Below are 22,085 nucleotides of genomic sequence, written 5' to 3'. Positions count from 1 at the left end.
AGCGGTCGAGGCCGCCCCACACGCCCCACTTGTGGCGCTCCTCGGTGGCGAGGTCCGCGCAGACCTCGAGCAGCGGGCAGGAGACGCACTCCTCGGCCGCGTGGGCACGCTCGTCGGGCTCGTCCGAGGTCCACTCGTCACGGCCGGCACAGGGCACGGAGCGGCCCTCGTCGAGCAGGGCGAGCAGGTCGGCGTTGAACTCGTCGCGGGCGGTCATCGGGCCACATCCGAGCGGAGGTGTGACGCTTGTGACGGGTCTATGACAACTTTTCCCATGCACGCACGCGTGAAGAGTTCACATTGAAGCGTCACAAGCGTCACCACCCCTCGTCCAAGGCGGCGTCAGAGGGCAGCGTGAGCCCCGCTCGGACGGCCCCGGCCCGTGTCTTGCGGGCCTCGTATCCGAGGCGGTCCAGCTCCTTGGCGAACGCGCGCTCGCTCATCGGCTCGGCACCGTCACTGACGGCCCAGCGCTGCCAAGCGCCGTACAGCTCCCGCGTCGTGACGTGCACATGCGGCCCGGTCTCGCACTCCTCCGCGACGAACCGGGCCACGGCGTCGCTGTCGGCCCGGTAGTCGCCCGTGGCGCGCACCACTGAGGCGGGCTCGCGCATGCCGCCGTTGTCCTCGTAGTCGAAGTGCCCGGCGATCACCCAGGACAGGACCGCGTCGGCGTGCAGCGCCAACGTCTCGGGCAGAGTCGGGTCGCGATCCTCGGGCGGCACCACCACATCGAACGGGACGACGCGGATACGGCGCCACACGGCCGGGTCGTTGCCCTTGACCTTGGGCAGCGCGTTGGTGACGTAGACGAGCTGGTGGCTCGGCTGCCACGAGACGGGCTCCCGGTACAGCCGGCGCGCGGTGAGCTCGTCCCCACCCGTAAGCCGCTTCATGGTCGCCTCGTCGAGCTTGCGGCCCTCCTCGGTCTCCGAGCCAATCACGAGCCGGGCGCCCAGCAGGGTCATCATTTCGGGGCCACCGATCCCGCCCCGCTCGCGAACCATGAGCAGTTCGGGGTTGATCACCGCGGCGTAGTCGCCCATCGCATTGGTGATCGCGCCGTAGGCGGTGCCCTTGCCGTTGGCGCCTGTGCCGATCAGGACCGGGAACAGGTGCTCGCGCACCCGCCCGTAGACGCTCTGCCCGATCACCCGGCGCAGGTAGTCCCGTTCTGCCTCGTCGGGCAGCACTGAGGCGAGGAACGCATCCCACACGCTCGTATCGGCGTCCGGGTCGTAGGCGCCCCTCGTGACCTTGGTGAGTCGGTCTCGCGGGTCGTGCGGACGGACGGCGCGCGTCCGGAGGTCGAGCGTCCCGTTCGCGCAGTTGAGTAGGTAGGGGTCGGCGTCGAGGTCGCGCACCGTGGCGGCGAACTCAACCAGAGCCGCAGCGATCTCGAGCACCCCGGCGACGCCCGAGGCGGACTCGCAGCGGGCGACGTCGGACCGGAGCTGCTTGTCCGCGATGGAATCGGCCAGCGCGTCGCGCAGCACCTCGAGCACCGCGCGGCGGGCGCGGCCCTTGTCGTCCTCGGCCCAGCGCTGCCCGTCGAAGTAGTGCCAGCCGATCCCGTGGACATGTAGCAGCCGGTCAGCATGCGAGGCAGCGAGCCGGTAGGCCATGCGGACCTGACCGGAGTGCTGCTCCCCCGAGCCAGACACCGGGCGCCCGTCCTCGTCGTACTGGTCGGCGGTTGCGTGGGTCGTGTCGTAGGTCGTCACAGGTCCGCTCCCTTCACTCGGACGTGGAAGCCGTCCCGCTCGGCTCTCGCCACAAGGTCAGCGAGGCGGTCGCGGCGCACGAGCCAGCCACGGCGCGCGGACAGGTACTGAGCCGGAATCCCGTTGTCTCGCAGGAAGTCCCGCAGCGCGCCCCGGACGAGGGCATGGCGGGCACTCTCGGGGTAGACGAACATCGGTCGCACCTACGCCACCTCCTCGTCACACACGAGGGCAGCCCAGGCGGTCCCGTGCCGCTCTGTCGCCTCTCGGCGGGCGAGCCCTAGGGACTCCGCAGCCTGAGCGCTCAGCAACTCCTGTGCGAGCGCCTGAGCCGCAACGCGGTTCGCGTGCATCACCCCGAGGTCGTAGCCGGCGCACCACGCCGCGTGACACTCTGCAGCCACTTCCTCCGCTGTCCAGGTACTCACAGCGCACCCCCAAGGGTGTCGAGCACCGCGAACGGCACGGCCGTGAGGCGCACGAGGGACAGGTCGGCGCGTAGACCGCGCTCACGGGTCCGCGTCACCTTGCGCTCAGCCGCGGGGAGGTTCGTGTAGAACTGCACCACGAGCACCCCGTCGGCCCGCTCACTGACGACACGCAGCGCGTAGTCGTGGCGACGAGCGCGGGCGGTCAGGTCGGCGGTAGACTGTGACTCGACGCCGCCAAACGTCTTCGGGTCCGCCTCGTGACTGCCCATCGCGGGGCGGATTCTTTTTGTGCTCAAGCGGGCTCACCCCGCAGCAGCAGGGCCAGCCTGTCGCGCTGGGCGGTGGTGAGTGGCGGCCACTCGGCCACTCTCTTGGCTACGTGCTCGGCCAGGCTGTCGCGGCGGGCGTCGGCGGTCCTAGACATCGGCATCACCGCTCGCAGTGGCGACCGGCTGAAGCAGGGCCTCAACATCGGCGAGGTCGACACGGATCGTGCGCGGCCCCAAGCGGTACGCCTTCAGGCGCCCAGCAGCGATACGGCGACGAATGGTTAGGGGGTGAACTCCGAGATAGTCGGCGGCGGCCTCCATCGTCACGAGGTGACGGCGGCCAGCCGGGGCGGCTGTCTTGCGAGGCATTCCAAGGCTCCTGAGAAACACGAACGCCGAGCGCACGTCACCCTCTTTAGGTGTTCGTGTCACTCGGCGGCTTCAGAGGAAACCGGGAAGCATCGCGCCTCCGTGGCTTGGCCTCGCGCCACTGCCACTTCCTGAGCGGTCCCGACTCTCCCGGTTATGGCCTCGCGCCTCGGGGCCTCGCGCCCCGCCAGTGTCTTGGACTGACTCGGTGTTCTCTTGTGCCGCCCATAGTAGCGGACAGTCCGGTGCAATGACCAACTAGCGCTATACGCCGGGCGAGTCTCGATCGCCGGCCTGCCCTCGCGGGATCGTCTCGACGTGCTCAAATCGGAAGCGAACTCCCTTGCCTACCGGCAAAATTCGCACGGTCATGAGAGTGCGGATCACTTCCCGCTTGTCCGGCAGGGAGAGGCGGTCGAACGCGGCTGCCACGTCCTCGGCTCCGAGCAATCGTGTCACGGGCGAGGCACCGTTGGCCGCGTCGATCTTGCGCTCGAGGTCGGCTATCTGATCGGTGAGCCGCTGCGCTGAGTCCTTCACGGCCTCGCGGGTCATGAGCCCCAGGGCGAGCAGTTCGGCCAGTCCGTCGCGCCGGTCGCGCAACTCGACCACCTCGGCGCGGAGCGCGTTGACGTCGACGGGCGCGCGGAACAGGTCGGCCGCGTCGGGGCGGCTCAAGATGCCCACCACGGTGGCGCGCACCACCTCGTCGACGTCGTCCATGCCGCGCCCGCCATAACACTTCCGGCACCGGTAGATCATGCGCTGCTGGGCGTTGCTCGTGGCGAACATGCGCTCGTCGTCGCAGTCCTCGCGCCCGCAGCAGACGAGGCCGCTCAGTAGGTACTTGGTCGTGGTCGAGGGCGCGGCCTTGCGTCGGGGGTCGGTCAGGAGCGCCTTGAGCCGGTCGGCCGTGTCGTCGTCAAGGATGCGCGGCATTTTGCCCGCTCCGTAGTCCACGCCGCGGGAGACTGCCCGCCCCGTGAGGCGAGGGCTCGTGAGTGCCCGCTTCACGGCCGTCACGCTCCACTTGCCACCCGTCGAGGTCGTGACGCCTCGCCCGTTCCAGTCGGCAGCCACAGAGGCGAGCGTGGCGCCCTTCAGCACCTTGCGCGCGGCCTTGCGCAGCTCGGCCGCCTCGGACGCGACGACTCGCACCTCGGCCCCCTCGCGGTCGAACCCGAACGGCCTACGGGACCACAGCACGCGGCCCGCCTGTGCTCGCTGTCGGTTCGCGCTCACCTGTCGTAGCGCCTTCTGCTCCCCCTCGTAGGTGGCCCATGCGGTCACGGTACGCGCCACGGCCCGGCCGGCAGGGTTGCTGAGGTCGATGTGCCCGCTCTTGACGGCGTGCACGTTCACCCCCAGGTCGATCACCCGCTCGAGGTCGCGGGTCACGCGCACGAGGCGGTCGACGTGCCAGACGACGATGCGCTCGGGGTTGCTGTCGAGCAGCGCCTCGAACGCTGGGCGCGTCTTCCCACTGGTGGCGCTGCGGTCGTTGTCCTCGAAGACCTCGCGGACGGCCCAGCCCTTGGACGCGCAGAACTCGCGGCACTCGTCCAGTTGGCGCGTCACAGCGGCGGCCTCGCCGGTCTTGTCCTCAGACTGCCGCACATAGATGGTGGCGCTCGTCATTTCAACAACCCCTCGGCCAGCGCGCGCACATTGGGCCACTCACGCTCCATCAGCATGTGCCACGTCGAGTAGGTCGCGGGCAGCAACTCAGGCATGAGGGATTCGGCCTCGTAGCGCCCGAGCACCTCTGCATCGTCCGGTTGACCAAGCCACACGCCAGTGATGTAGTCCGCGAAGGTGTACCCCTTACCGTCCTCGTGGTCGAGGCCGTCGAGGGTCAGCAGTGGCCACGTCAGCCGCGCCTCTGCCCAGAGCCCAGCCCAAGTGATGAATGGCGCGTCAGCCGGCTTGCTCCTGTGTAGCGTCAGGCCGTGGCCGTTGCTCCCCTCGTCGATGGCCACCGAAAGCAGTTCGGAGCCGCCACGCATGGTTGCCGCCACGGCGTGGCCCGCCTCGTGATACGCGGCCAATGTCCGCTGCTCGTGTCTCATGTCTAAAAGGGTACCTCTTGACAACGGGGACCATCATGGCGATCTCCTTGCGCGCACCCTCCTCCATGAGGGCGCGCCGGCCCTCCTCGCGGACGTCCTGGGCCTGGGCTCGCAGGACCTCGGCCAACGGTGTGCCGCGCTCGACGGCCACGACGATGCCGTCGACGAAGCGGCTCAGACTGAGCAGGCCGGTGCGCCGGGCCAACCCCTCGAGCGCGGTGGGCAGGTTTGCGCCTGCTCGCGCGTCTGCGAGGCAGCGACGCAGCTCGTCCGCCAGCTCGCCGTGCGAGAGGCGGCAGACCCGCTCGAGCGCACCGGTCGCTCCCTCGCCCGCGCTGACGGCGAGCGCGAGCAGCTCTGCGACCGTGGGGAACTCGGCCAGCATGCGCTGCTCACGCCGACGGGCCACGCGAGACAGTTGGACGTCGCGGGCAACGACTCCCGAGACCGCTCCGACAAAGACCAGTAGGACGAGCATGACGACCGACAGACGGCCCTTGCTGGCGGCCGTCACGCCGGTGAGGAGCACCGCGACGACCGCCCCGACGAAGCCCCATACGACCTGCTCGGCCCTGAAGCCGTCCAGGTCCGGCGGCTTGCCGGCCCGCAGCTGGCGACGCACCACGCTCGCTGATCCTCCGAGCAGCCCGTCGACGCGTGCACCGAGCCGCTTGACGTACGGTGCGGCGAGAGCGCCCAGCCCGAAAAAGGCTGGACCCGTGCTGGCGGTGGCGAGCAGCCGGGAGGGCCGGACGGTGTCACGCAGATAGGGCTCGAGGCGGTCGTCCAGCCCGGGGCGTCGCATCACCGGCAAGCCGGCGATGACGAGGGCAATCCCGGCGAGGCTGAGGATTCCCACCGTGGCGCCGGCCCAGGACCAGCCGGAGCCGGGAAGCCAGACCAGCACCGCATCGGACGCACTCACCGGAGGACCCGCTCTTCCTCGGGCAGTCGACCGATCCACACCATGATCCGGTACGCCACGACGCAGAGCACGGCGCCGATGAGGAGGATGACCCACCCCACCGGACGGGAGTACGCAGCCAGAGACTGACCCCGCATCGCGAGCATGCCGAGGACGACCCACGGTGCGGCGACCGCCAGCCGCGCTGCCCCGACGGTCCAGCTCTGCCTCGTCTCGAGCTCGGACCGGGTCCGGGCGTCCTCCCGGAGGAAGGCCGAGAGCGTGCGCAGCAGGGTGCCGAGCTCGCTGCCGCCCACCTCCCGTGCGATCCGGAGCGACTCGACGAGTCGGTCCGCGACCGGGTCGCGCAACCGCTCCTTGAGCCGGTCGAGGCAGTCGTGGAACCGTCCGGTGGTGCGGTAGTCCTCGGCGAACGCGGCGAAGGCGGGGCGCAGCTCCTCCGGGCCCCGAACGGCAAGTTGGGCGAGCGCCTCGGGAAGGGCGAGTCCGGCTCGGATTCCGGACGTGATGTTGTCGACCGCATCGGGCCACAGGTCACGCAGCTTGTTCCGCCGTGCCCGTGCGCGAGACCGCACCAGGGTCACCGGGCCGAGGCCGGCCATCAGCGCGAAACTCAGCGCGATGGGCACCACCCCCACGAAGAGCATGACGCCGAGGAAGACGAGCACGAACAGCACCACGGAGCCGACGACGAGGTTGCCGGGAGTGACGGCTGCGTAGCCGGCCTGGGTCAGGTGGTCGCGAAGGTGGGCGAGGACTCCGCCGTCACGCGACTTCGCCGGCCGCTCCTGTTGCGGCCAGAAGGACCAGTAGATGCAGAACACGCCGAGTCCGAAGACCGTGCCGACGACGATGGGCGACATCAGCGCGGCCCCTGGGCGAGTAGGGCTGCGAGGTCGTAGCCGGCCCGTTCGAACGCCTCACGGTGCGGCGGGAATCCATCAGCGCGCTCGAGCCGGCCGGCCCGCGTCACGAAGAGGTCTGCGACCTCGATGACGTCGCCCTCGGCCCGTCCTGGAACAGCCACGATCTCGCGCACCCGGCGGCTGCCGTCCCGCTCCAGGGCGACGTGGATGACGATGTCGACCGAGGCCGCGACGGTCGGGACGACGAAGCGGCTCGAGACGTTGTCGCCGGCCAGCAGCGGCAAGGTGCACATCTTCGTGACGGCCTCGCGAGCACTGTTGGCGTGCACCGTGCACATGCCCGGCACCCCGCTGTTGAGCGCTATGAGCAGGTCGAGGCTCTCCTCCTGGCGCACCTCCCCGACGATGATCCGGGACGGTCGCATTCGGAGCGCTTCCTTCACGAGTCGTCGCAACGGCACCTCGCCGGTGCCCTCGAGGCTCGGCTGCCGACACTGCATGGCGGCGACATCGCGAAGCGGGATCCGCAGCTCGAAGACCTCCTCGCAGGTCACGACCCGGTCGCGCGGAGGGATGGCGGCGGACAGGCAGTTGAGCAGGGTGGTCTTGCCGGCTTGCGTGCCGCCCGCCACGAGAATGTTCAGCCCACTGGCGACCGCCGCCTCGAGGAACGTCGCGGCCTGCTTCGTCAGGGTGCCCAGGCGAACCAGGTCGTCGAGATGGTCCGCCTTGACGACGAACTTGCGGATGTTGACCTGCCAGTGCTCCCGGCTGATGTCGGGGATGACGACGTGCAACCGTGAGCCGTCGGGCAGCGTGGCGTCGACGAACGGTGACGAGAGGTCCACCCGGCGCCCACTGCTCTTGAGCATCCGCTCGACGAGGTCGCGCACGTCGTCCGCGCTGAGGATCGTCGGCGTCAGCTCTGCTGCCCCACCGCGCGCCACGAAGACCCGGGATGGCTGGTTGATCCAGATTTCCTCGACCTCAGGATCGTCGAAGTACTGCTGTAGGGGGCCGTAGCCGGCAACCACCGACAGGATCGAGCGGACCGCGTCGCCGGGGTCCCCGAGAACCGGCAGGCCGCCATGGAGCGACCGTTCGTCGTACTCCTGCACGGCGTCGAGCACGAGCTGACGCATCTCGGCGTGGTCGCGTGCAGGGTCGATGCCGGAGCGACGGATCAGCTCTCGGACGTCCCCCTCGATCCGGGCGACCGCTTCGTGTGTCGACATCAGGCCCCCTGCGTTCGCTGCGAGCCATCCTGCCCCGGAACGGCGGATGGCGCTCGTCGAAACTAGCGCGATGGGGACTCAGCGGGGGCAAACGGCACCCGATCACTGTGGATAACCGCCAACGCGCGACAGCCATGACGGACATGTGTGGATATCCGAGAACGCAGTTCCGCGGTTTCTGCTGCCATGGTGCGGGAAAGGAGCGACCCCATGCGCCTGATCTGGACCGTCGTCGATACCGGACAGGCGAGCGCGGGCTTTACGGACGTGCTCGTCGAGGCGCCCGAGGGCGCGACCCTCGGCGACGTCGTGGACGACCTGCACCGCTGCGTGGGGTGCGCGGAGGGGGCGGTGCTCAGCTCGGGTGGCCGTCCGCTGGACCTGGCCCAGCCGTTGGGCGAGCCACCGCTCCTGCACGGAGCGACCCTCGCGCTCGGCCGCGCAGCCGTCGGCAGTATGACGCTGGGCTCGGAAGCGCTGATCCACCTCGACGTGGTGGGCGGGCCCGGTGCTGGGACCGTCGTTGCCTTGGGACGCGGTACACATGTGGTCGGCCGCAGTGGCGAGTGCACCGTCCGTCTCGAGGACAGCACCGTGTCCCGCCGCCATCTCGAGCTGTCGGTCGGCTCGACCGGGGTCACCGTGCGCGCCCTCACGCCGACCAACACGTCCTCCGTGAACGAGGTGGAACTGGGCGGTGTACCGACCACCGTCCGGATCGGTGACCGCGTCAGAGTCGGCTCGACGACACTGACCCTCCGCGTCGCATCGGTGCGTCCGGCAGCGACGACGAGCGCCGCAGGCAGGTGCCGGGTGCACCGACCGCCGCGGTTCTCCAGCACGCCGCCCATACCGCAGATCGAGTTTCCGACGCGACCCGAGAGGCCGCAGGGCAGCCGGTTACCCCTCATCGCGGCGTTGGTGCCGATGGCCTTGTCGGTTGTGCTCGCGGTAGTCCTGCGCTCCCCCGTGATGATGCTGTTCGCCATGCTCACGCCGGCGATGCTCCTCGGGCAGTGGTGGAGTGACCGCAGACACGGTCGGACCTCCTATCGCAGACAGCTGGCCGACCATGCCGCGAGCCGGCGACGCGCCGAGACGGCGCTGCGCGAGGCGCTGGACCGGGAGTACGTCGTCCGGCACGAGGAGGCGCCGGATCTCGCGATGGCGGCACTCGTCGTGTCGTCCGTGAGCACCCGCCTGTGGGAACGACGACCGGGAGATCCCGACTATCTCGCCCTGCGCCTGGGGGTTGGTCCTCAACAGCCGCGCACGACCGTCACCGGCGACGCGGCCGACCTGCTTGACGTGCCCCTGTTGGAGGTGCCCCAAGTGCTGCGCCTGCGCGAGCTCGGCGTGCTCGGGGTGGCCGGGCCCCGGGACCGGACCCTCGCGGTTGCGCGCAGCATGATCGGTCAGCTGTGCGCCTGGCACTCTCCCCGAGCCCTTCGGCTGGTCGTGCTGACGGCCGCTGCCGCGGCGGCTGAGGCGTGGTGGTGGACGGCCCGGCTACCGCACCTGGCACCCCTCGGGCCGACGTGTGTCGCGGCGATCGGCGACCTGACCCACGGGGACTCCGTTGAGCGGCGGGTCGCAGAGCTCACGGCGCTGGTCACGGAGCGCAGCGGATCCCGGGCCGACACCTCCAACTGGCCCGATCTTGTCGTCGTGGTCGACGGGTGCGAGCGGCTGCGCCGGGAGCCCGGCGTCGCGGAGCTGTTCCAGCGTGGGCCCACGGTCGGCATCCACTTCCTCTGTCTGGACGAGGACGCCACCCGCCTGCCGGTCGAGGCGGCGGCGCAGGTCGTCGTCGAGTCCGGGCCGAGGGCTGCGGCACGGCTCGACGGGGCTGGGCAGGCATCCGCCACGTTCGTCCCGGACCTGCCCGACCGGGCCTGGGCCGAGGCGTTGTCCGAGGAGCTGGCGCCGCTGGAGGACGCCACACCTGACCCGGACGGGCCGGCGCTGCCCGACCGAGTCGACTTCGTCGAACTGCACCGCCTCAGTGACACCTGCGCCGACCCGTTGGACGCTGCCGCAGTCGCGAATCGGTGGCGCGCGCGGCGCCATGGCGGCCCGATGGCTGTCCTGGGTGCCAGCGAGGGTGGTCCGCTCGTCCTCGACCTGGTGCGTGACGGCCCGCACGCCCTCGTCGGTGGCACGACGGGCGCGGGCAAGTCCGAGCTGCTCCAAACCCTCGTCGCCAGCCTCGCCGTCCACTCACCCCCCGACGAGCTCAACTTCGTCCTCGTCGACTACAAGGGCGGCTCCGCCTTCCGGGACTGCGCCGACCTGCCGCACGTGGTCGGCGTCGTGACCGACCTTGACGAGCACCTCACGGCGCGCGCCCTGACTTCGCTCGGGGCCGAGCTGAAACGCCGCGAACGGTTGCTCGCCGGGGTGGGCGCCAAAGACCTCGATGACTACCGGCGTTTCGCCGCTCGGGGACAGGAGCTCGGACTCGCACCTGAGCCCCTCCCCCGGCTGGTGATCGTCGTGGACGAGTTCAAGGTGCTGGCCGAGGAGCTGCCTGACTTCATCGGCGGCCTGGTCCGACTGGCTGCGGTGGGCCGCTCGCTCGGGATCCACCTCGTTCTGGCGACCCAGCGCCCGGCGGGCATCGTCTCCGCCGACATGCGGGCCAACGTCTCGCTGCGCATCGCCCTTCGCATGCGTGACCGGACGGACAGCGACGACGTCATCGAGGCGCCGGATGCAGCGGCGATACCAGAGCGTCTGGCCGGCCGCGCCTACCTGCGCGCGGGCCCAGAGCGCCTCGTCTCGGTCCAGGTCGCCCACGCCGGTCACCCAAGCCGTTCTGCCTCCGAGACCGGCCTCGCCCACCCGGTCGTCCGCCGCCTCCGCTGGGGCGACGTCATGGCTCCCCTACCGCGGGACATCAGCGCGGAGCCCGCGGTCGGAACGCAGACCGAGCTTCAACTGGTGGCCGCGAGCCTGACCGACGCTGCAGAGCGGCTCCGCCTGCCACCGCCCAGCTCGCCGTGGTTGCCGCCCCTGCCAGAGATGGTTCGGCCCACGGAGCTCCACCGTGGAACCGACGAGCTCGCACCGGCGCTCGGCGACGACCGGGCCGTCCCCCTCGGCTTGGTGGACCGCCCAGCGGAGCAGCGGCAGAGCCCCCTCACGTGGCACCCCCACGAGGATGGGCACCTCGGTGTCGCTGGGGGCGCGCGGACCGGCCGGACGACGACGGTCATCGCCGTGGCGCTGCGTCTTGCCGAGCGGTTCTCGCCCGGCGAGCTGCACGTGCACCTCATCGAAGGCACGCCCGGCACCCTGGCGTGCCTCTCCGCCCTCCCGCACTGCGGTTCGATCACCGGCACCGAGGACGTCCAACGTGTCCGCCGTGCGATCCGTCGCCTGACCGAAGGGATCCACTCCGCACGACGCACCGTGGTCCTCGTCGACGGCTGGGAGGCGATCACTGCGGCACTCGACGAGCTGGACCAGGGCGAGAGCACCGAACGGCTGGTCGGGCTCGTGCGCGACGGGCTCTCGAGAGGAGTGACCGTCGTGGTGACCGGCGGCCGGGCAGTGGCCTCGGGGCGGCTGGGCAGTCTCCTGCAACGCCGGCTGCTGCTCGACATGCCGGACCCGGTCGACCTGACGCTGGCCGGCATCGGGCCGGCGGCTGCCAACCGTCACCGACCGCCCGGCCGCGCGCTCGACGCCCGGGACGAGGCCGAGGTCCAGCTCAGCCTTCCCGGGGACGACCCGACCGCCGACCTTGGTGCCCTCGCCCGCGCCGTTGCCGATGCCGTGGCCAGTCGGCACGGTGACTGCCCGGTGAGCGAGCGTCCCTGGCGGCTGGCGCCACTCCCCGAGCACATCCCGATCGACGAGCTTCCCACCACCGCCACCACCCCCGGCGAGCACGTCGCGATCGGCGTGGGTGGCGACGACGTGGTGCCGCTGGGCTTCGACCTGGGCCGTGACGAGCGACGAGTCCTCGTGCTCGGTCCGCCCGGCAGTGGCCGGTCAACCCTGCTGCACACGCTGGCGGTGCAGCTGCGCCGACAGGATCGCGATCGCGACATAGCGCTCGTGGCCCCGCGCCGCTCCCCGTTGCGACAGCTGGAGGGGCATTCCCGCTGCCACGTTCTCGCCCCCGACGAGTGCGATCGCTTCGTCGCACTCCGCCGGGAGCGCCCCGAGCTCGCCGTCCTCGTCGACGACTGTGACCGCCTCGAGGGCACTCCGCTGGAGTCGGCCCTGGTGGAGGCGACTCGACTCGTCGAGAGCGCCGGGGGCCTGGTCGCCGTCGCTCTCGACACGCGGCGTGCATCGACCGCATTTCGTGGGCTGGTCCCGGAGGTCAGCCGCGGGGGCGTCGGGGTGGTCCTCTGCCCGGGCGCTGCCACCGACGGGGAGCTGCTCCGAGCCAGGGTCGAGGTGCAATCCGCGCGAGTCCCCGGGCGCGGTGTGCTCGTCACGGACGGTGTCCCGACGCCCATCCAGGTGGCGATCCCAGCACGGCAGCACCCGACCATCGGGTGATCGCATGGCCGTATGCCGCCCACCCCTGCCGCCAGCAGACCGCTCCCCTCGTCCCAGCAGACCGCTCCCCTGGTCGGCGGTGCAGGCGGCCCGCGGCCACACCTCAGTGCTCAGCGGCGGTGAGCCGTGGCCACGGGCAGATGGGTGCGGGGCGCCAGCCGTGGGCCACGGCGGGGCCGATGGTGACCGGCCAAACCGAGCAGCTGCTGGACCCGAAACCGGTGACCGCGGTAGGGCTCGAGCAGCTCAGCGAGACCGCGGTCGTCGGTGGGATGGCCGGCCAGCGCCCAGCCGATGTCTTTGGCGACATGGAAGTCACCGAAGCTCACGGCGTCCGGGTCGCCGAGGGCCCGCTGTGCGGTCTCCGCCGCCGTCCAGACCCCCACCCCGGGCACCGCCCGCAGCCGCTGGCGCGCCTGTGACCAGGGCAGGTCCACGACCTGCTCGAGCCGACCCGCGACCCGCGCCGCCGCCACGACGGCCCGGGAGCGAGCCGGGTCCACGGCGGCCCGAAGGAACTCCCACGACGGGATGGTTGCCCACCCCCGGGCGGACGGCGGTGCGTACAGGCGATCCGCGAAAGGCCCCGGCGCCGGTTCGCCGAAGCGCCGTACGAGCCGGCGGTAGCCGGCGAAGGCCTCGTGTCCCGTCACCTTCTGCTCGATGATCGCCGGCACGAGTGCGTCGAGGACGAGTCGGGACCGAGGCACCCGCCAATGGCTGAACCGTCGCCACGCCTCCTGGACCGGTGGATGGAGGGGACAGAACCCCGTCGGGTCGTCGCTGGCTCCGAGCAGGCTGGGCACGGAGTCCAGCAACCAGTCCGCACCGCGGCCCCACGCCCGCGCCTCGACGGCCGACTCGGCTGAGCGGCATACGAGGTGGATCGTCCCAGGCCCGGCCGGTGTCTGCGCTGCCCGCGCGAAGCCGGCGGGACCGCCATACCAAGAAGTGGGGTCACCCGACCCGCGCCGGAAGGCCATCAGCTGTGCCTCGAGGTGGACCGGCCGATCGGCGCGCCACACGCGGAGCCGGCCGGACGTCATGACGACCAGTCTCCCCCGAGGTGCGCGGCGCCACGGAATGGGGTGGCGCCGCAGCGCGTTGGCCCCGTCATGGACACCCCCAACTACGTCCCGAGCCCGCGCCCGTTCGTCAGGGACCAGGTCGACGAGGTCGAGGCACGCGGCACCACCGACGGCGTCCTCATGCAGGGCCGGCCGATCGTGGTCGTCTCCATGCGGGGCGCCCGGACCGGGGCTCTGCGCAAGGTGCCCCTCATGCGCGTCGAGCACGCTGGTCGCTACGCGCTCGTGGGCAGCCAGGGTGGCAGCCCCAAGCACCCGCTCTGGGTGCACAACCTTCGCGCGCACCCCGAGGTGACCCTCCAGGACGGGAACCGCTCGGCCACCTACCAGGCTCACGAGTTGAGCGGGCCGGAGCGCGAGGAATGGTGGACCCGGGCCGTGGACGGCTTCCCGCCCTACGCCGACTACCAGACCAAGACCGACCGGCTGATCCCCGTCTTCCTCCTCCAGGAGGTCTGAGTCACGCCCGCGGCGCCAGCTCCTCCCGGCGGCGGTCGGCCAGCAGATGGTGGCGCCGGGCGTAGAGCCACCCGAACAGGGCACAGGACACGTCGACGATGGTCACGATGAAGCGAGAGACGATGGCGACGGCACCGGCCGCGGCGACCGGGATCGCGGTCGCAAGGATGAGGGTCAGCAGTCCCTCCCGAGCGCCGAGCCCTGCCGGCAGGATCACCGTCAGCATCCCCAGGGAGACGGACAGCGCATAACCGGTCAGGGCGGCCACGCCCAAGTGTGGATGCGGCTCGGGGCCGGCGACGGCACGCGCCAGCAACAGGGTGTGCAGCCCGAAGGTGACCCACACGAGGATGAACAGCAGAACGGCGCTGCCGACCGCCCGGCCCGACAGGTCGTGCTCGAGCGGCTCGCGCCGGAGGATCCGGAGCAGACTGCCGATGAGGCGGTTGAGGATTCGGGGCACGAGCAGGACGGCGACCACTGGCAGTGCGAGCAGCGTCCACCAGTCGAAGCCGTCGGCCTCGCGGCGGATGAGGTAGGACGCCGCCGGCAGGCCGACGACGAACCCGGTCAGCAGCGAGAACCCGAGGGCGAGCAGGCCCGCGACAGCGGTACGGCGGCGCGGCACCTTGAGGCTGCTCGCCATGTCGGCCTGGACGAGGACCGACCAGAGCGAGCCGGGCAGGTACTTGCCCAGCTGCCCCACGAAGTAGACACCGCTCGCGGGGGCGAGCTCGAGGGGCGATCCGAGGTCCGCCAGCAGGACCCGCCAGCCGAGCATCGTCAGCCACGTCCCGGCGAGCGCCGCGAGGGTCGAGAGCAGGAACGCCCCGACCGAGATCCGGCTGAGGTGGACGGACACGTCGGCCCAGTTGGTGACGACGGCGTACGCCACGGCGGCGACGGTCAGGACCGCCACGGCGACGCGGATCGCCGTCAGAACGCGTCGGCGAGTCACCACTCCTGTGCCTTGGGGACGGCGGACCGACGCCTGATCGTCATGGTCCTCGACTGTAGTGCCGATGGGAGTCGTTCCCGAACGGGCACCGGCATGCGCACGGCATACGCGCCGTGCCCCTCTAGGCTTACCTCTGATGGACATGGACGACGTGTGGCTCGTGGTGCCGCTCTACAACGAGGCCGAGGTCATCGGCGACGTCGTGAGCGCGGCTCTCGAGACGTTCCCGAACGTCGTCTGCGTCGACGACGGGTCACGGGACCACTCGGCCGACCGGGCCGAAGCCGCAGGCGCGACCGTCGTCCGGCACCCGGGAAACCTGGGACAGGGGGCTGCCCTGCAGACGGGCTTCGAGTACGCCCTCCGCGACCCCCTGATGCGCTACGTCGTCACCTTCGACGCGGACGGCCAACACCAGACGAGTGACGTGGAAGTCATGGTCGCCCGGCTGCGGGAGGGCGATGTCGATGTCGTCTTCGGCTCGCGCTTCCTCGACGACCGCAGCGAGGCGACCGCACTCAAGCGGCTGGTGCTCCGGCTGGCCGTCGCCTGGACCAACCTGACCACGAACACCAGGCTCACCGACGCTCACAACGGGCTGCGGGTGCTCAGCCGACCCGTGGTCGAGCGCCTCGACATCACCCAGAACCGGATGGCCCACGCCTCGGAGATCGTCGCCCAGATCGGCTCGATGCGCATCGACGGCCGGCCGGTGCGGTATGCCGAGGAACCCGTGCACATCCTCTACACCGACTACTCGAAGGCCAAGGGCCAGTCGCTCTGGAACGCGGTCAACATCCTCGCGGAGCTGATCTGGCGATGAAGCAACTCCTGATCCAGCTCATCCTCATCGTCGTCACGTTGGGCATCGCGGCGCGGCTGCTGATCTCCTACGGGCAGAAGGCGCAGGCGTTGCGGCGCCTCGGGCTGCTGCTCTTTGCCGCCTTTGCCGTCTGGTCGATCCTCGACCCGACGGTCTGGACCCGGCTTGCTCAGGCGGTGGGCATTGGTCGCGGTGCGGACCTCATCCTGTACGGACTCGTCGTCGCCTTCTTCGGCTTCGTGGTGACGACCTTCCGTCGTTTCCGGGACATGGAGATCCGGTACACGCGGCTGGCCCGCCGTCTCGCGTTGGACGAGGCCCGGCCGCCACGCGGCACCACCGAACGCGGGCGTGGGAGGCACGAGGCAGAGGACGGGGCCGCTACTCTCGACCAGCCGAGTCCCCCTCTGCCTGCCGACCCGGAGCTGCCCTGATGCCGACCGACCTTCCCCGCGACGAACGGGAGCCAGTAGACGACGATGCCTACGTCGTCGACACCCGGCGCTCGCGATCCCGTAGATCGAGTGCCACCGGCGAGCGCCGAGCGCCCGGGATCACTCAGTCCAAGACGGGGTGGGATGCACGGCCCGAGAACGACGATGCGTATGTGGTCGACACCCGGCGCCAGCGCCCTAGGCGCCCCGAGCGGGACCGCGGTGAGCGGCATACGGATGTGCCTGTCGCCCGGCCGCGCCGACGGCGTCGGACGGGGCGCACGATCCTTCTGCTCGTGGTTCTCCTCGTCGTCGCGTGGTTGGCGTTCATGGTGTGGGTGCCGGTCAACGCGTGGAACAACGTGGCCCGCGTCGACAACATCCCGGGCGGCTCCCGACCGACGGACACGTCGGGCTACAACTACCTCCTCGTCGGCTCTGACAGCCGCGCCGGGCTCACCAAGGCCCAACGCAAGGAGTACGCCACCGGCAACGCCGAGGGCAAGCGGACCGACACGATCATGCTCGTGCACGTCTCCGAGAGCGGCGGCAAACCGGTCCTCGTCTCCATCCCGCGCGACTCCTACGTCCCGATCCCCGGCTATGGCAGCAACAAGATCAACGCCGCCTTCTCCTTCGGCGACGCGAAGCTGCTGACCGAGACCGTCGAACAGGTCACCGGCATCCACATCGACGGCTACCTCGAGATCGGGCTCGGCGGCTTCGCCGGCATGGTCGACTCCCTCGACGGGGTCAACATCTGCGTGCCACGCAACATGACCGACAAGAAGGCCGGTATCAACCTCAAGAAGGGCTGCCAGACGTTGGGCGGCAAGGACGCTCTCGGCTACGTCCGCAGCCGCTACGAGGACCCGCTCGGTGACATCGGCCGGGCCAACCGGCAGCGACAGTTCCTCGGTGCCGTCATGAAGAAGGCAGCGACGCCAGCCACCGTCCTGATCCCCTGGCGGTACAAGGGGTTCGCCGACGCGGTCGGCTCCGGCATCATCGTCGGGGAGCAGACAGGACTGATGGACGCGGTGCGGATCCTGCAGGCCATGCGCAGCGTCAGCAACGACGAGGGCCTGTCGCTCACGGTGCCGATCGAGACCATGTCGCTGCCGACCCGCAACGCCGGGGTCGCAGTCAAGTGGAACACGGCCCAGGCCAAGGCGCTGTTCCGGGCGCTCAAGGACGACGAACCGCTCACCTCGCCCCCGGCCGGGACCACGATCCACCAGTGATGGTCCGGTCGTAGGCTCGCGTCGTGCTCTCCCCCGCGAAGATTCTGGACGACCTGCAGGCCTCCGACCCCGGCCGACCCCGCCTGACCTGGTACGACGACGAGCCGGGTCCCACCCAGGGCGAACGCATCGAGCTGTCGGCTCGCGTGCTCGCCAACTGGGTGGCCAAGGCGGCCAACCTCCTGCAGGACGACCTGGCCGCGGAGCCGGGCACCACCGTCGGCCTGGACCTGCCGACCCACTGGCGTGCGGCCTACTGGGCGCTCGCGACCTGGTCGGTCGGTGCGACGGTGGTGACCGGGGACGAGGCCATCGAGTCAGACGTCCTCGTCACGGACGACCCCACCCGCGCTGCCGCACACGGCGGGGACGCCGTGCTCGTCACGCTCGCTGCGCTGGCGCGCAGTCACCCCGACGCCGGTATGGCGCCCAACGCGGTGGACGAGGCACGTGAGCTCTCGACCCACGGTGACGTCTTCACGCCGTTCGCCGACCCCGAGGCCGGCGACGTGGCCCTGGTCGCCGACGGCGCCTCGACCCCGTATGGCGCTCTCGTCACATCGCAGAGCCCTTGGGGGCCGCGGCCCCGGGTCGCCGTGGCAGCGCCGCTTCCTGAGGCCCTGACCGCGACCCTCGCCGCGTGGTGCGCCGACGGATCCGTAGTGCTGTCACGTGGGCCGGCCGCTGGCACTGCCGCTCGCCACGCCGCGGAGGGCGTGACGGCAACGTACCGAGCGGCGCACTGACTGAGGCCCTTGGGGACCGGGACCCTTGTTCGTCCCAGGCCCGGTTTGAACGTCAGGGCCGGAAGCCGGGCAGCGTCTGGGCCAGCCGGGCCAGGGCCTCGCCACTGTACGGCTCGAAGACCGCGGGCCGATGTCGTCCCTGCGGGACGATGACGGAAACGATGGACAGCGACGGTTTCGCGGCCCGGAGGAACCGGGACGTCGTCGGGTAGCCGAGGTGGTCCTGCCGAGAGGCGAACGCCCAGAGGGCCACGGGCGGTCGTGACCCGGCCGCGAGACGGGGAGGTCGTACGGTCGCGCTGCGCAGGGCTGAAGGGGGTGTAGCTGGGGCCGAAGTCCGGGCCGGAAGTAGCCCTCCATGATGATGCCGGCCCCGAAGACGTCCGGATGGCGCATGGTCAATAGCGCGGAGCACCATGCGCCGTCGGAGAGCCGCATCGGCGTTGAGCAGCACTTGGACGATTCGAGAGACGAGGCGAAGCGGCCGGTTCCGCAGTCGTGGTCGGCCGAGCACGACAAAGACGAGCATCGCCACGGCCACGACAGCGACGACGACAACCACTCCCGGATCGGTGAGCTCCTCCGGAACCTGTCGGACAGGGACCGCAGACAGGAGCGAATATGACTCCAAGCGCTGTGAACACCCCGCTAACTGGCTGTGCCTCCCCCGTGCGGCCGCTGAGTGGTGGTCAGCGCGCCGTTCGAGCGGTCAGGCCGACAGGCGGTCGAAGAGGGACCACGTCCGAGAGGCCACAACGCCGGTGCTGGCGAGCCCCCCTCGTGCCTGCGCCGCCTTGACCGCGTCGCGGGTGGCTGCGTCGTAGGTGCCGGTGACGGGCACCCCGAGGATCCGTTGCACCTCAGCGACGGCGGGTCCCGTGTCGCCCGGGCGCAGGACCGTGGCGCGGTTCGCCACGAACGGGAAGTCTCGCTGCTCGAGCACGTCCCAGACCTCGGGGGTCACGACACCGGTCGCCGGCATCGCCTGGCCGATCTGAAGCGCCGTCACCATGCGTCGGGTCATGGAGCCGAACACACCGTCGACGGCGAGCCCGCCCAGCGCGCGCTGGAGGAAGCGCACGGCGGCCCCCCGCGCCCCGAGGGCGAGGACAACGTCCTTGTATGGCGTGTAGGCCGTCGTCGTGGACACGGTCGCCACCGCCGGGGTCACCGTCGGCGGGCGCAGCACCGCGAAGGCGCGGGCCGCCGGCACCTCGGGCACCTGTTGCTCCGTGAAGGCAACTGCTGAGGCAGTGCCCCAGCCCTTCGAGAAGAGCACCTGCTGCGTGTGGGCGTCCGCGACGCCCGTCACCGTGACTCCGATGAACTTCTGGTACTGCTTCACCCTTGCCTCCGTCATGGGGCCGAACCAGGCCGTCGTCGGCAGCGTGCCCAGCGCCGCCTGCAACCTGCGCACCGACTCGGACGTCATGCCGTACCGGAGCGTCGAATACTTCTGTGGTGCCGCGCTCCTCCATCCCTGCGAGAAGAGCAGCTGTTGCGTGGCCGCGTCGGCGATGCCCGTGACGGGCAGCCCGGCGGACTTCTGGTAGGCCTTGACGCGGGCCGTCGTCATGGGTCCGTACCACGCGGTGGTCGGAAGGTTTCCGAGGGCGGCCTGCAGCCTCCGAACCGGCTCCGAGGTCATCCCGTAGCGCAGCGTCGGGTAGGCCGTCTTGATGGGCCCCGGCTGTACAGCAGGCTTGGGTGTCGGCTTGGCCGCACCCTTCGGCGCTGGCGCGCTCGGCGCACTTACCTTCGGCACAGGAGCGGCCGGCGCGGCCTGCTTGGGCGCGGCCAGTGTGGTGGTCGCCTTCGGCGCGACAGCCTTCGGCGCGGCCAGCGAGGTCGTCGCCTTCGGTGACGCCGGGGCGTACGTGCGGGGCAAGCGGGCGGCGGCACTCCAGCCCTTCGAGAAGAGCTGCTGCTGGGTGCGGACGTCTGCCGTGCCCGTGACGGGCACGCCGATGAAGGTCTGGTAGGCCTTCACGCGAGCCGTCGTCATGGGTCCGTACCAGCCCGTCACGGGGAGGTCGCCGAGCGCCGTCTGCAGGCGACTGACGGCATCGGAGGTGACGTTGTAGCTGAGCGTCGAGTACGTCGTCGCGGGAGGCGGGACGGTCACGGTGCCCCCCGGCGTCGTCGGCGGCAGCGAGGTGAGGTAGGTGGTGCGGGCGACCCCCGTCCACCATGACGTGACCTTCGCGGCTCCGTCGTAGGTGAAGCTGAAGTGGATGTGGTCGGTGTGCGGGGACGCGCCGTAGTAGGGGCCCCAGCCGAACGCCGGCGCATCTGGGCGCCCCGTGTTGTAGGCGCGCCAGATCTTCTTGTTGTGGATGATGTACATGATCCCGAAACGCCGCGCCATGGCCCCGGGACGGCCCTGGGCATCCGGCGCGGTCAGCCAGGTGAGAACCGACTGGGCGACCGCCTCCTGCTGCGCATTGTTGACGTTGAGCATCCAGTCCCACGCGCGGCCGTCGTAGTGCTCCGAGATGTCGCTCCCACACGTCCGCCCGATGAGCGAGGTGGTCCCCATGCCGTAGTGGGAGGTCATCAGCTGGGCGAACGCGACGACCCCCGGTCGGGCCAGGGGGTCGCAGACCGTCTGCGCTTGGTAGGGAACGAGGACGTCTAGCGCCGTGGGCAGCAGTTTCGTGGGGGGCGGCGGAGGCGTGTAGGCGTCGGCTCGTGAGGCGGCCAGCGGCAGTCCCAAGGTCGGGATGACCAGAGCCGCCCCGAGTCGTCGCCGTCGCGTCGCCATGTCCCCTGCTTTCCCAGATGTGTTGATCCGCCTCATTTATGCACTCTTGTCACAGAATTAACAAGTCGATTGGGATAACTACAGCTCTGTAATTAGCGAGACCCTGAATCACACCGGTGTCATTTGTCCGTATGGCGCTCACCGTCCGTCCGCGGCCCGCCGCCTTTCGACCCGCCGCCTTTCGACCGGCTGGCTCACCCACTCCAGCAGCGCGCCTCAGCCACCCGCACACCGCGCCCTCCCGCGAGAGGAGGTGAGCGGCATACGTGCGCCTGCACCACCTCGCCGGGCGCCTTGTGGGCGGGGACCACCCCTCGGCGGGCGCCCCACGAGCGGTAGTGTCCGGGCCATGGACAAAGTCGTCACTTCCCCCCACGAGGCCATCGCGGGCATTGCGAGCGGGGCGTCGTTGGCGGTCGGCGGGTTCGGGCTGTGTGGGATCCCGAGCGTGCTGATCCAGGCCATCCATGACGCCGGCATCGACGGGCTCGAGGCCATCTCGAACAACTGCGGCGTCGATGATTGGGGCCTCGGGATCCTGCTCAAGGACAAGCGGATCGCCCGGATGGTCGCCAGCTATGTCGGCGAGAACAAGGAGTTCGAGCGCCAGTACCTGCACGGCGAGCTCGAGGTGGAGCTGACACCGCAGGGCACCCTGGCGGAGCGGCTGCGGGCCGGCGGTTCGGGCATCGCGGCGTTCTTCACCCGCACCGGGGTCGGCACGCAGGTCGCGGAGGGGGGGCCTGCCGTGGAAGTACGACGGCGAGGGCAACGTGGCCGTCTGCTCCCCCGCAAAGCAGACCCAGGACTTCGAGGTCGACGGAGAGGTGCGGACGTTCGTCCTCGAGACGGCCCTGCGTCCGGACTTCGGCCTGGTCCGCGCCGAGAAGGGCGACCGGCACGGCAACCTCGTGTTCAACCAGTCCGCGCGCAACTTCAACCCGCTCTGTGCGATGGCCGGCAAGTTCACCATCGCCGAGGTCGAGGAACTGGTCGAGCCCGGTGAGCTCGACCCCGACTCCATCCACCTGCCGGGCATCTTCGTCCAACGGGTGCTGCCCCTGACCCCCGAGCAGGCGGCGACCAAGCGGATCGAACGGCATACGGTGCGGCCCCGTCCCACCTCGACCGAGAGCCAGGAGGGCTGAGCGATGGCCTTGACC

Annotated in this window: 22 protein-coding genes and 1 pseudogene; 8 read left to right on the top strand and 15 right to left on the bottom strand. The window is 70.5% G+C overall.

The window, feature by feature from the left end; all coding sequences use genetic code 11:
- From N864_RS23615 to N864_RS08805, 11 genes are all read right to left on the bottom strand, one after another.
- The coding region (locus N864_RS23615; RefSeq protein ID WP_051518374.1) for a WhiB family transcriptional regulator at positions 1-217 on the bottom strand (217 nt) is incomplete at its 3' end.
- A 100-nt stretch (positions 218-317) separates the two neighbouring features.
- Positions 318-1,724: a DNA primase family protein gene (locus N864_RS08850; protein WP_034715767.1), complete on the bottom strand. Its 1,407-nt coding sequence runs from the start codon at positions 1,722-1,724 to the stop codon at positions 318-320.
- Positions 1,721-1,927 carry a hypothetical protein gene (locus N864_RS08845; protein ID WP_034715766.1) on the bottom strand — a complete coding sequence of 69 codons (207 nt, stop codon included), beginning with the start codon at positions 1,925-1,927 and terminating at the stop codon, positions 1,721-1,723. Before N864_RS08845 ends, N864_RS08850 begins: the two co-directional genes overlap by 4 nt.
- A 221-nt stretch (positions 1,928-2,148) precedes the next feature.
- Entirely contained in the window at positions 2,149-2,451 is a 303-nt protein-coding gene (locus tag N864_RS08835; protein ID WP_155892876.1) for a hypothetical protein, read from the bottom strand.
- Positions 2,448-2,579, bottom strand: coding sequence for a hypothetical protein (locus N864_RS26225; protein WP_276203097.1), 132 nt, complete (start codon positions 2,577-2,579; stop codon positions 2,448-2,450). The genes N864_RS08835 and N864_RS26225 overlap by 4 nt, the downstream gene beginning before the upstream one ends.
- Positions 2,572-2,745 carry a helix-turn-helix domain-containing protein gene (locus N864_RS08830; RefSeq protein ID WP_240474267.1) on the bottom strand — a complete coding sequence of 58 codons (174 nt, stop codon included), beginning with the start codon at positions 2,743-2,745 and terminating at the stop codon, positions 2,572-2,574. The genes N864_RS26225 and N864_RS08830 overlap by 8 nt, the downstream gene beginning before the upstream one ends.
- 312 nt (positions 2,746-3,057) lie before the next feature.
- Positions 3,058-4,431 (bottom strand): recombinase family protein, encoded by a 1,374-nt coding sequence (locus N864_RS08825; RefSeq protein ID WP_051518373.1) that lies wholly within the window; start codon positions 4,429-4,431, stop codon positions 3,058-3,060.
- Positions 4,428-4,772 (bottom strand): hypothetical protein, encoded by a 345-nt coding sequence (locus N864_RS08820; protein ID WP_034715762.1) that lies wholly within the window; start codon positions 4,770-4,772, stop codon positions 4,428-4,430. Before N864_RS08820 ends, N864_RS08825 begins: the two co-directional genes overlap by 4 nt.
- Positions 4,711-5,787, bottom strand: a complete 1,077-nt coding sequence (locus N864_RS08815; RefSeq protein WP_240474266.1) for a type II secretion system F family protein — start codon at positions 5,785-5,787, stop codon at positions 4,711-4,713. Before N864_RS08815 ends, N864_RS08820 begins: the two co-directional genes overlap by 62 nt.
- Positions 5,784-6,650, bottom strand: a complete 867-nt coding sequence (locus tag N864_RS08810) for a type II secretion system F family protein (RefSeq protein WP_034715761.1) — start codon at positions 6,648-6,650, stop codon at positions 5,784-5,786. The genes N864_RS08815 and N864_RS08810 overlap by 4 nt, the downstream gene beginning before the upstream one ends.
- On the bottom strand, positions 6,650-7,888 hold the full coding sequence (locus tag N864_RS08805; protein ID WP_034715760.1) for a TadA family conjugal transfer-associated ATPase: 1,239 nt from the start codon (positions 7,886-7,888) through the stop codon (positions 6,650-6,652). The genes N864_RS08810 and N864_RS08805 overlap by 1 nt, the downstream gene beginning before the upstream one ends.
- A gap of 210 nt (positions 7,889-8,098) precedes the next feature.
- On the opposite strand from N864_RS08805, the gene N864_RS08800 reads away from it, so the two are divergent.
- Entirely contained in the window at positions 8,099-12,406 is a 4,308-nt protein-coding gene (locus tag N864_RS08800; protein WP_051518372.1) for an FtsK/SpoIIIE domain-containing protein, read from the top strand.
- A gap of 110 nt (positions 12,407-12,516) precedes the next feature.
- Here the strand turns inward: N864_RS08800 and N864_RS08795 are convergent, their stop codons facing one another.
- Entirely contained in the window at positions 12,517-13,452 is a 936-nt protein-coding gene (locus N864_RS08795; protein WP_034715759.1) for a DNA-3-methyladenine glycosylase family protein, read from the bottom strand.
- A 69-nt stretch (positions 13,453-13,521) separates the two neighbouring features.
- Between N864_RS08795 and N864_RS08790 the strand changes: the two genes are divergently transcribed.
- Positions 13,522-13,953 (top strand): nitroreductase family deazaflavin-dependent oxidoreductase, encoded by a 432-nt coding sequence (locus N864_RS08790; RefSeq protein ID WP_034715758.1) that lies wholly within the window; start codon positions 13,522-13,524, stop codon positions 13,951-13,953.
- Between the two features lies 1 nt (position 13,954).
- Here the strand turns inward: N864_RS08790 and N864_RS08785 are convergent, their stop codons facing one another.
- Positions 13,955-14,911, bottom strand: a complete 957-nt coding sequence (locus N864_RS08785) for a lysylphosphatidylglycerol synthase domain-containing protein (protein ID WP_034715757.1) — start codon at positions 14,909-14,911, stop codon at positions 13,955-13,957.
- Positions 14,912-15,053: 142 nt separating this feature from the next.
- Here N864_RS08785 and N864_RS08780 point away from each other — a divergent pair, with 142 nt between their 5' ends.
- The 4 genes from N864_RS08780 to N864_RS08765 are packed head-to-tail and all read left to right on the top strand — an operon-like array spanning position 15,054 to position 18,158.
- The gene (locus tag N864_RS08780) at positions 15,054-15,734 is read left to right on the top strand and encodes a glycosyltransferase family 2 protein (RefSeq protein ID WP_034715756.1); all 681 of its coding nucleotides are present in this window, start codon (positions 15,054-15,056) and stop codon (positions 15,732-15,734) included.
- Positions 15,731-16,168 carry a DUF2304 domain-containing protein gene (locus tag N864_RS08775; protein WP_081793588.1) on the top strand — a complete coding sequence of 146 codons (438 nt, stop codon included), beginning with the start codon at positions 15,731-15,733 and terminating at the stop codon, positions 16,166-16,168. Before N864_RS08780 ends, N864_RS08775 begins: the two co-directional genes overlap by 4 nt.
- Positions 16,168-17,412, top strand: a complete 1,245-nt coding sequence (locus N864_RS08770; RefSeq protein ID WP_051518371.1) for an LCP family protein — start codon at positions 16,168-16,170, stop codon at positions 17,410-17,412. Before N864_RS08775 ends, N864_RS08770 begins: the two co-directional genes overlap by 1 nt.
- Before the next feature lie 23 nt (positions 17,413-17,435).
- The gene (locus N864_RS08765) at positions 17,436-18,158 is read left to right on the top strand and encodes a TIGR03089 family protein (RefSeq protein WP_034715755.1); all 723 of its coding nucleotides are present in this window, start codon (positions 17,436-17,438) and stop codon (positions 18,156-18,158) included.
- 52 nt (positions 18,159-18,210) lie between these two features.
- On the opposite strand, the gene N864_RS08760 is transcribed toward N864_RS08765, so the two are convergent.
- Positions 18,211-18,411: a hypothetical protein gene (locus N864_RS08760; RefSeq protein ID WP_034715754.1), complete on the bottom strand. Its 201-nt coding sequence runs from the start codon at positions 18,409-18,411 to the stop codon at positions 18,211-18,213.
- A gap of 105 nt (positions 18,412-18,516) precedes the next feature.
- On the opposite strand from N864_RS08760, the gene N864_RS08755 reads away from it, so the two are divergent.
- Positions 18,517-18,783 (top strand): hypothetical protein, encoded by a 267-nt coding sequence (locus tag N864_RS08755; RefSeq protein WP_034715753.1) that lies wholly within the window; start codon positions 18,517-18,519, stop codon positions 18,781-18,783.
- Positions 18,784-18,867: 84 nt separating this feature from the next.
- Here N864_RS08755 and N864_RS08750 read toward each other — a convergent pair whose 3' ends face one another.
- A complete protein-coding gene (locus N864_RS08750; RefSeq protein ID WP_034715752.1) occupies positions 18,868-20,922 on the bottom strand; it encodes a peptidoglycan-binding domain-containing protein in 2,055 nt (684 codons plus the stop codon).
- A gap of 349 nt (positions 20,923-21,271) precedes the next feature.
- On the opposite strand from N864_RS08750, the pseudogene N864_RS08745 reads away from it, so the two are divergent.
- A pseudogene (locus tag N864_RS08745) lies at positions 21,272-22,070 on the top strand (CoA transferase subunit A).
- Positions 22,071-22,085: the final 15 nt, after the last annotated feature.

Origin of the sequence: Intrasporangium chromatireducens Q5-1 (assembly GCF_000576575.1) — a bacterium.
Taxonomy (GTDB): domain Bacteria; phylum Actinomycetota; class Actinomycetes; order Actinomycetales; family Dermatophilaceae; genus Intrasporangium_A; species Intrasporangium_A chromatireducens.
Note: the sequence above shows the minus strand (reverse complement) of the source record. Positions and strands in the feature narration are given on the sequence as shown.

Excerpts from the sequence above, each read along its gene's own strand:
- N864_RS26225 (WP_276203097.1), bottom strand. The coding sequence starts at position 2,579 with ATGTCTAGGACCGCCGACGCCCGCCGCGACAGCCTGGCCGAGCACGTA.
- N864_RS08830 (WP_240474267.1), bottom strand. The coding sequence starts at position 2,745 with ATGGAGGCCGCCGCCGACTATCTCGGAGTTCACCCCCTAACCATTCGT.
- N864_RS08825 (WP_051518373.1), bottom strand. The coding sequence starts at position 4,431 with ATGACGAGCGCCACCATCTATGTGCGGCAGTCTGAGGACAAGACCGGC.
- N864_RS08810 (WP_034715761.1), bottom strand. The coding sequence starts at position 6,650 with ATGTCGCCCATCGTCGTCGGCACGGTCTTCGGACTCGGCGTGTTCTGC.
- N864_RS08805 (WP_034715760.1), bottom strand. The coding sequence starts at position 7,888 with ATGTCGACACACGAAGCGGTCGCCCGGATCGAGGGGGACGTCCGAGAG.
- N864_RS08800 (WP_051518372.1), top strand. The coding sequence starts at position 8,099 with ATGCGCCTGATCTGGACCGTCGTCGATACCGGACAGGCGAGCGCGGGC.
- N864_RS08795 (WP_034715759.1), bottom strand. The coding sequence starts at position 13,452 with ATGACGTCCGGCCGGCTCCGCGTGTGGCGCGCCGATCGGCCGGTCCAC.
- N864_RS08790 (WP_034715758.1), top strand. The coding sequence starts at position 13,522 with ATGGACACCCCCAACTACGTCCCGAGCCCGCGCCCGTTCGTCAGGGAC.
- N864_RS08780 (WP_034715756.1), top strand. The coding sequence starts at position 15,054 with ATGGACGACGTGTGGCTCGTGGTGCCGCTCTACAACGAGGCCGAGGTC.
- N864_RS08775 (WP_081793588.1), top strand. The coding sequence starts at position 15,731 with ATGAAGCAACTCCTGATCCAGCTCATCCTCATCGTCGTCACGTTGGGC.
- N864_RS08770 (WP_051518371.1), top strand. The coding sequence starts at position 16,168 with ATGCCGACCGACCTTCCCCGCGACGAACGGGAGCCAGTAGACGACGAT.
- N864_RS08755 (WP_034715753.1), top strand. The coding sequence starts at position 18,517 with ATGATGATGCCGGCCCCGAAGACGTCCGGATGGCGCATGGTCAATAGC.
- N864_RS08750 (WP_034715752.1), bottom strand. The coding sequence starts at position 20,922 with ATGGCGACGCGACGGCGACGACTCGGGGCGGCTCTGGTCATCCCGACC.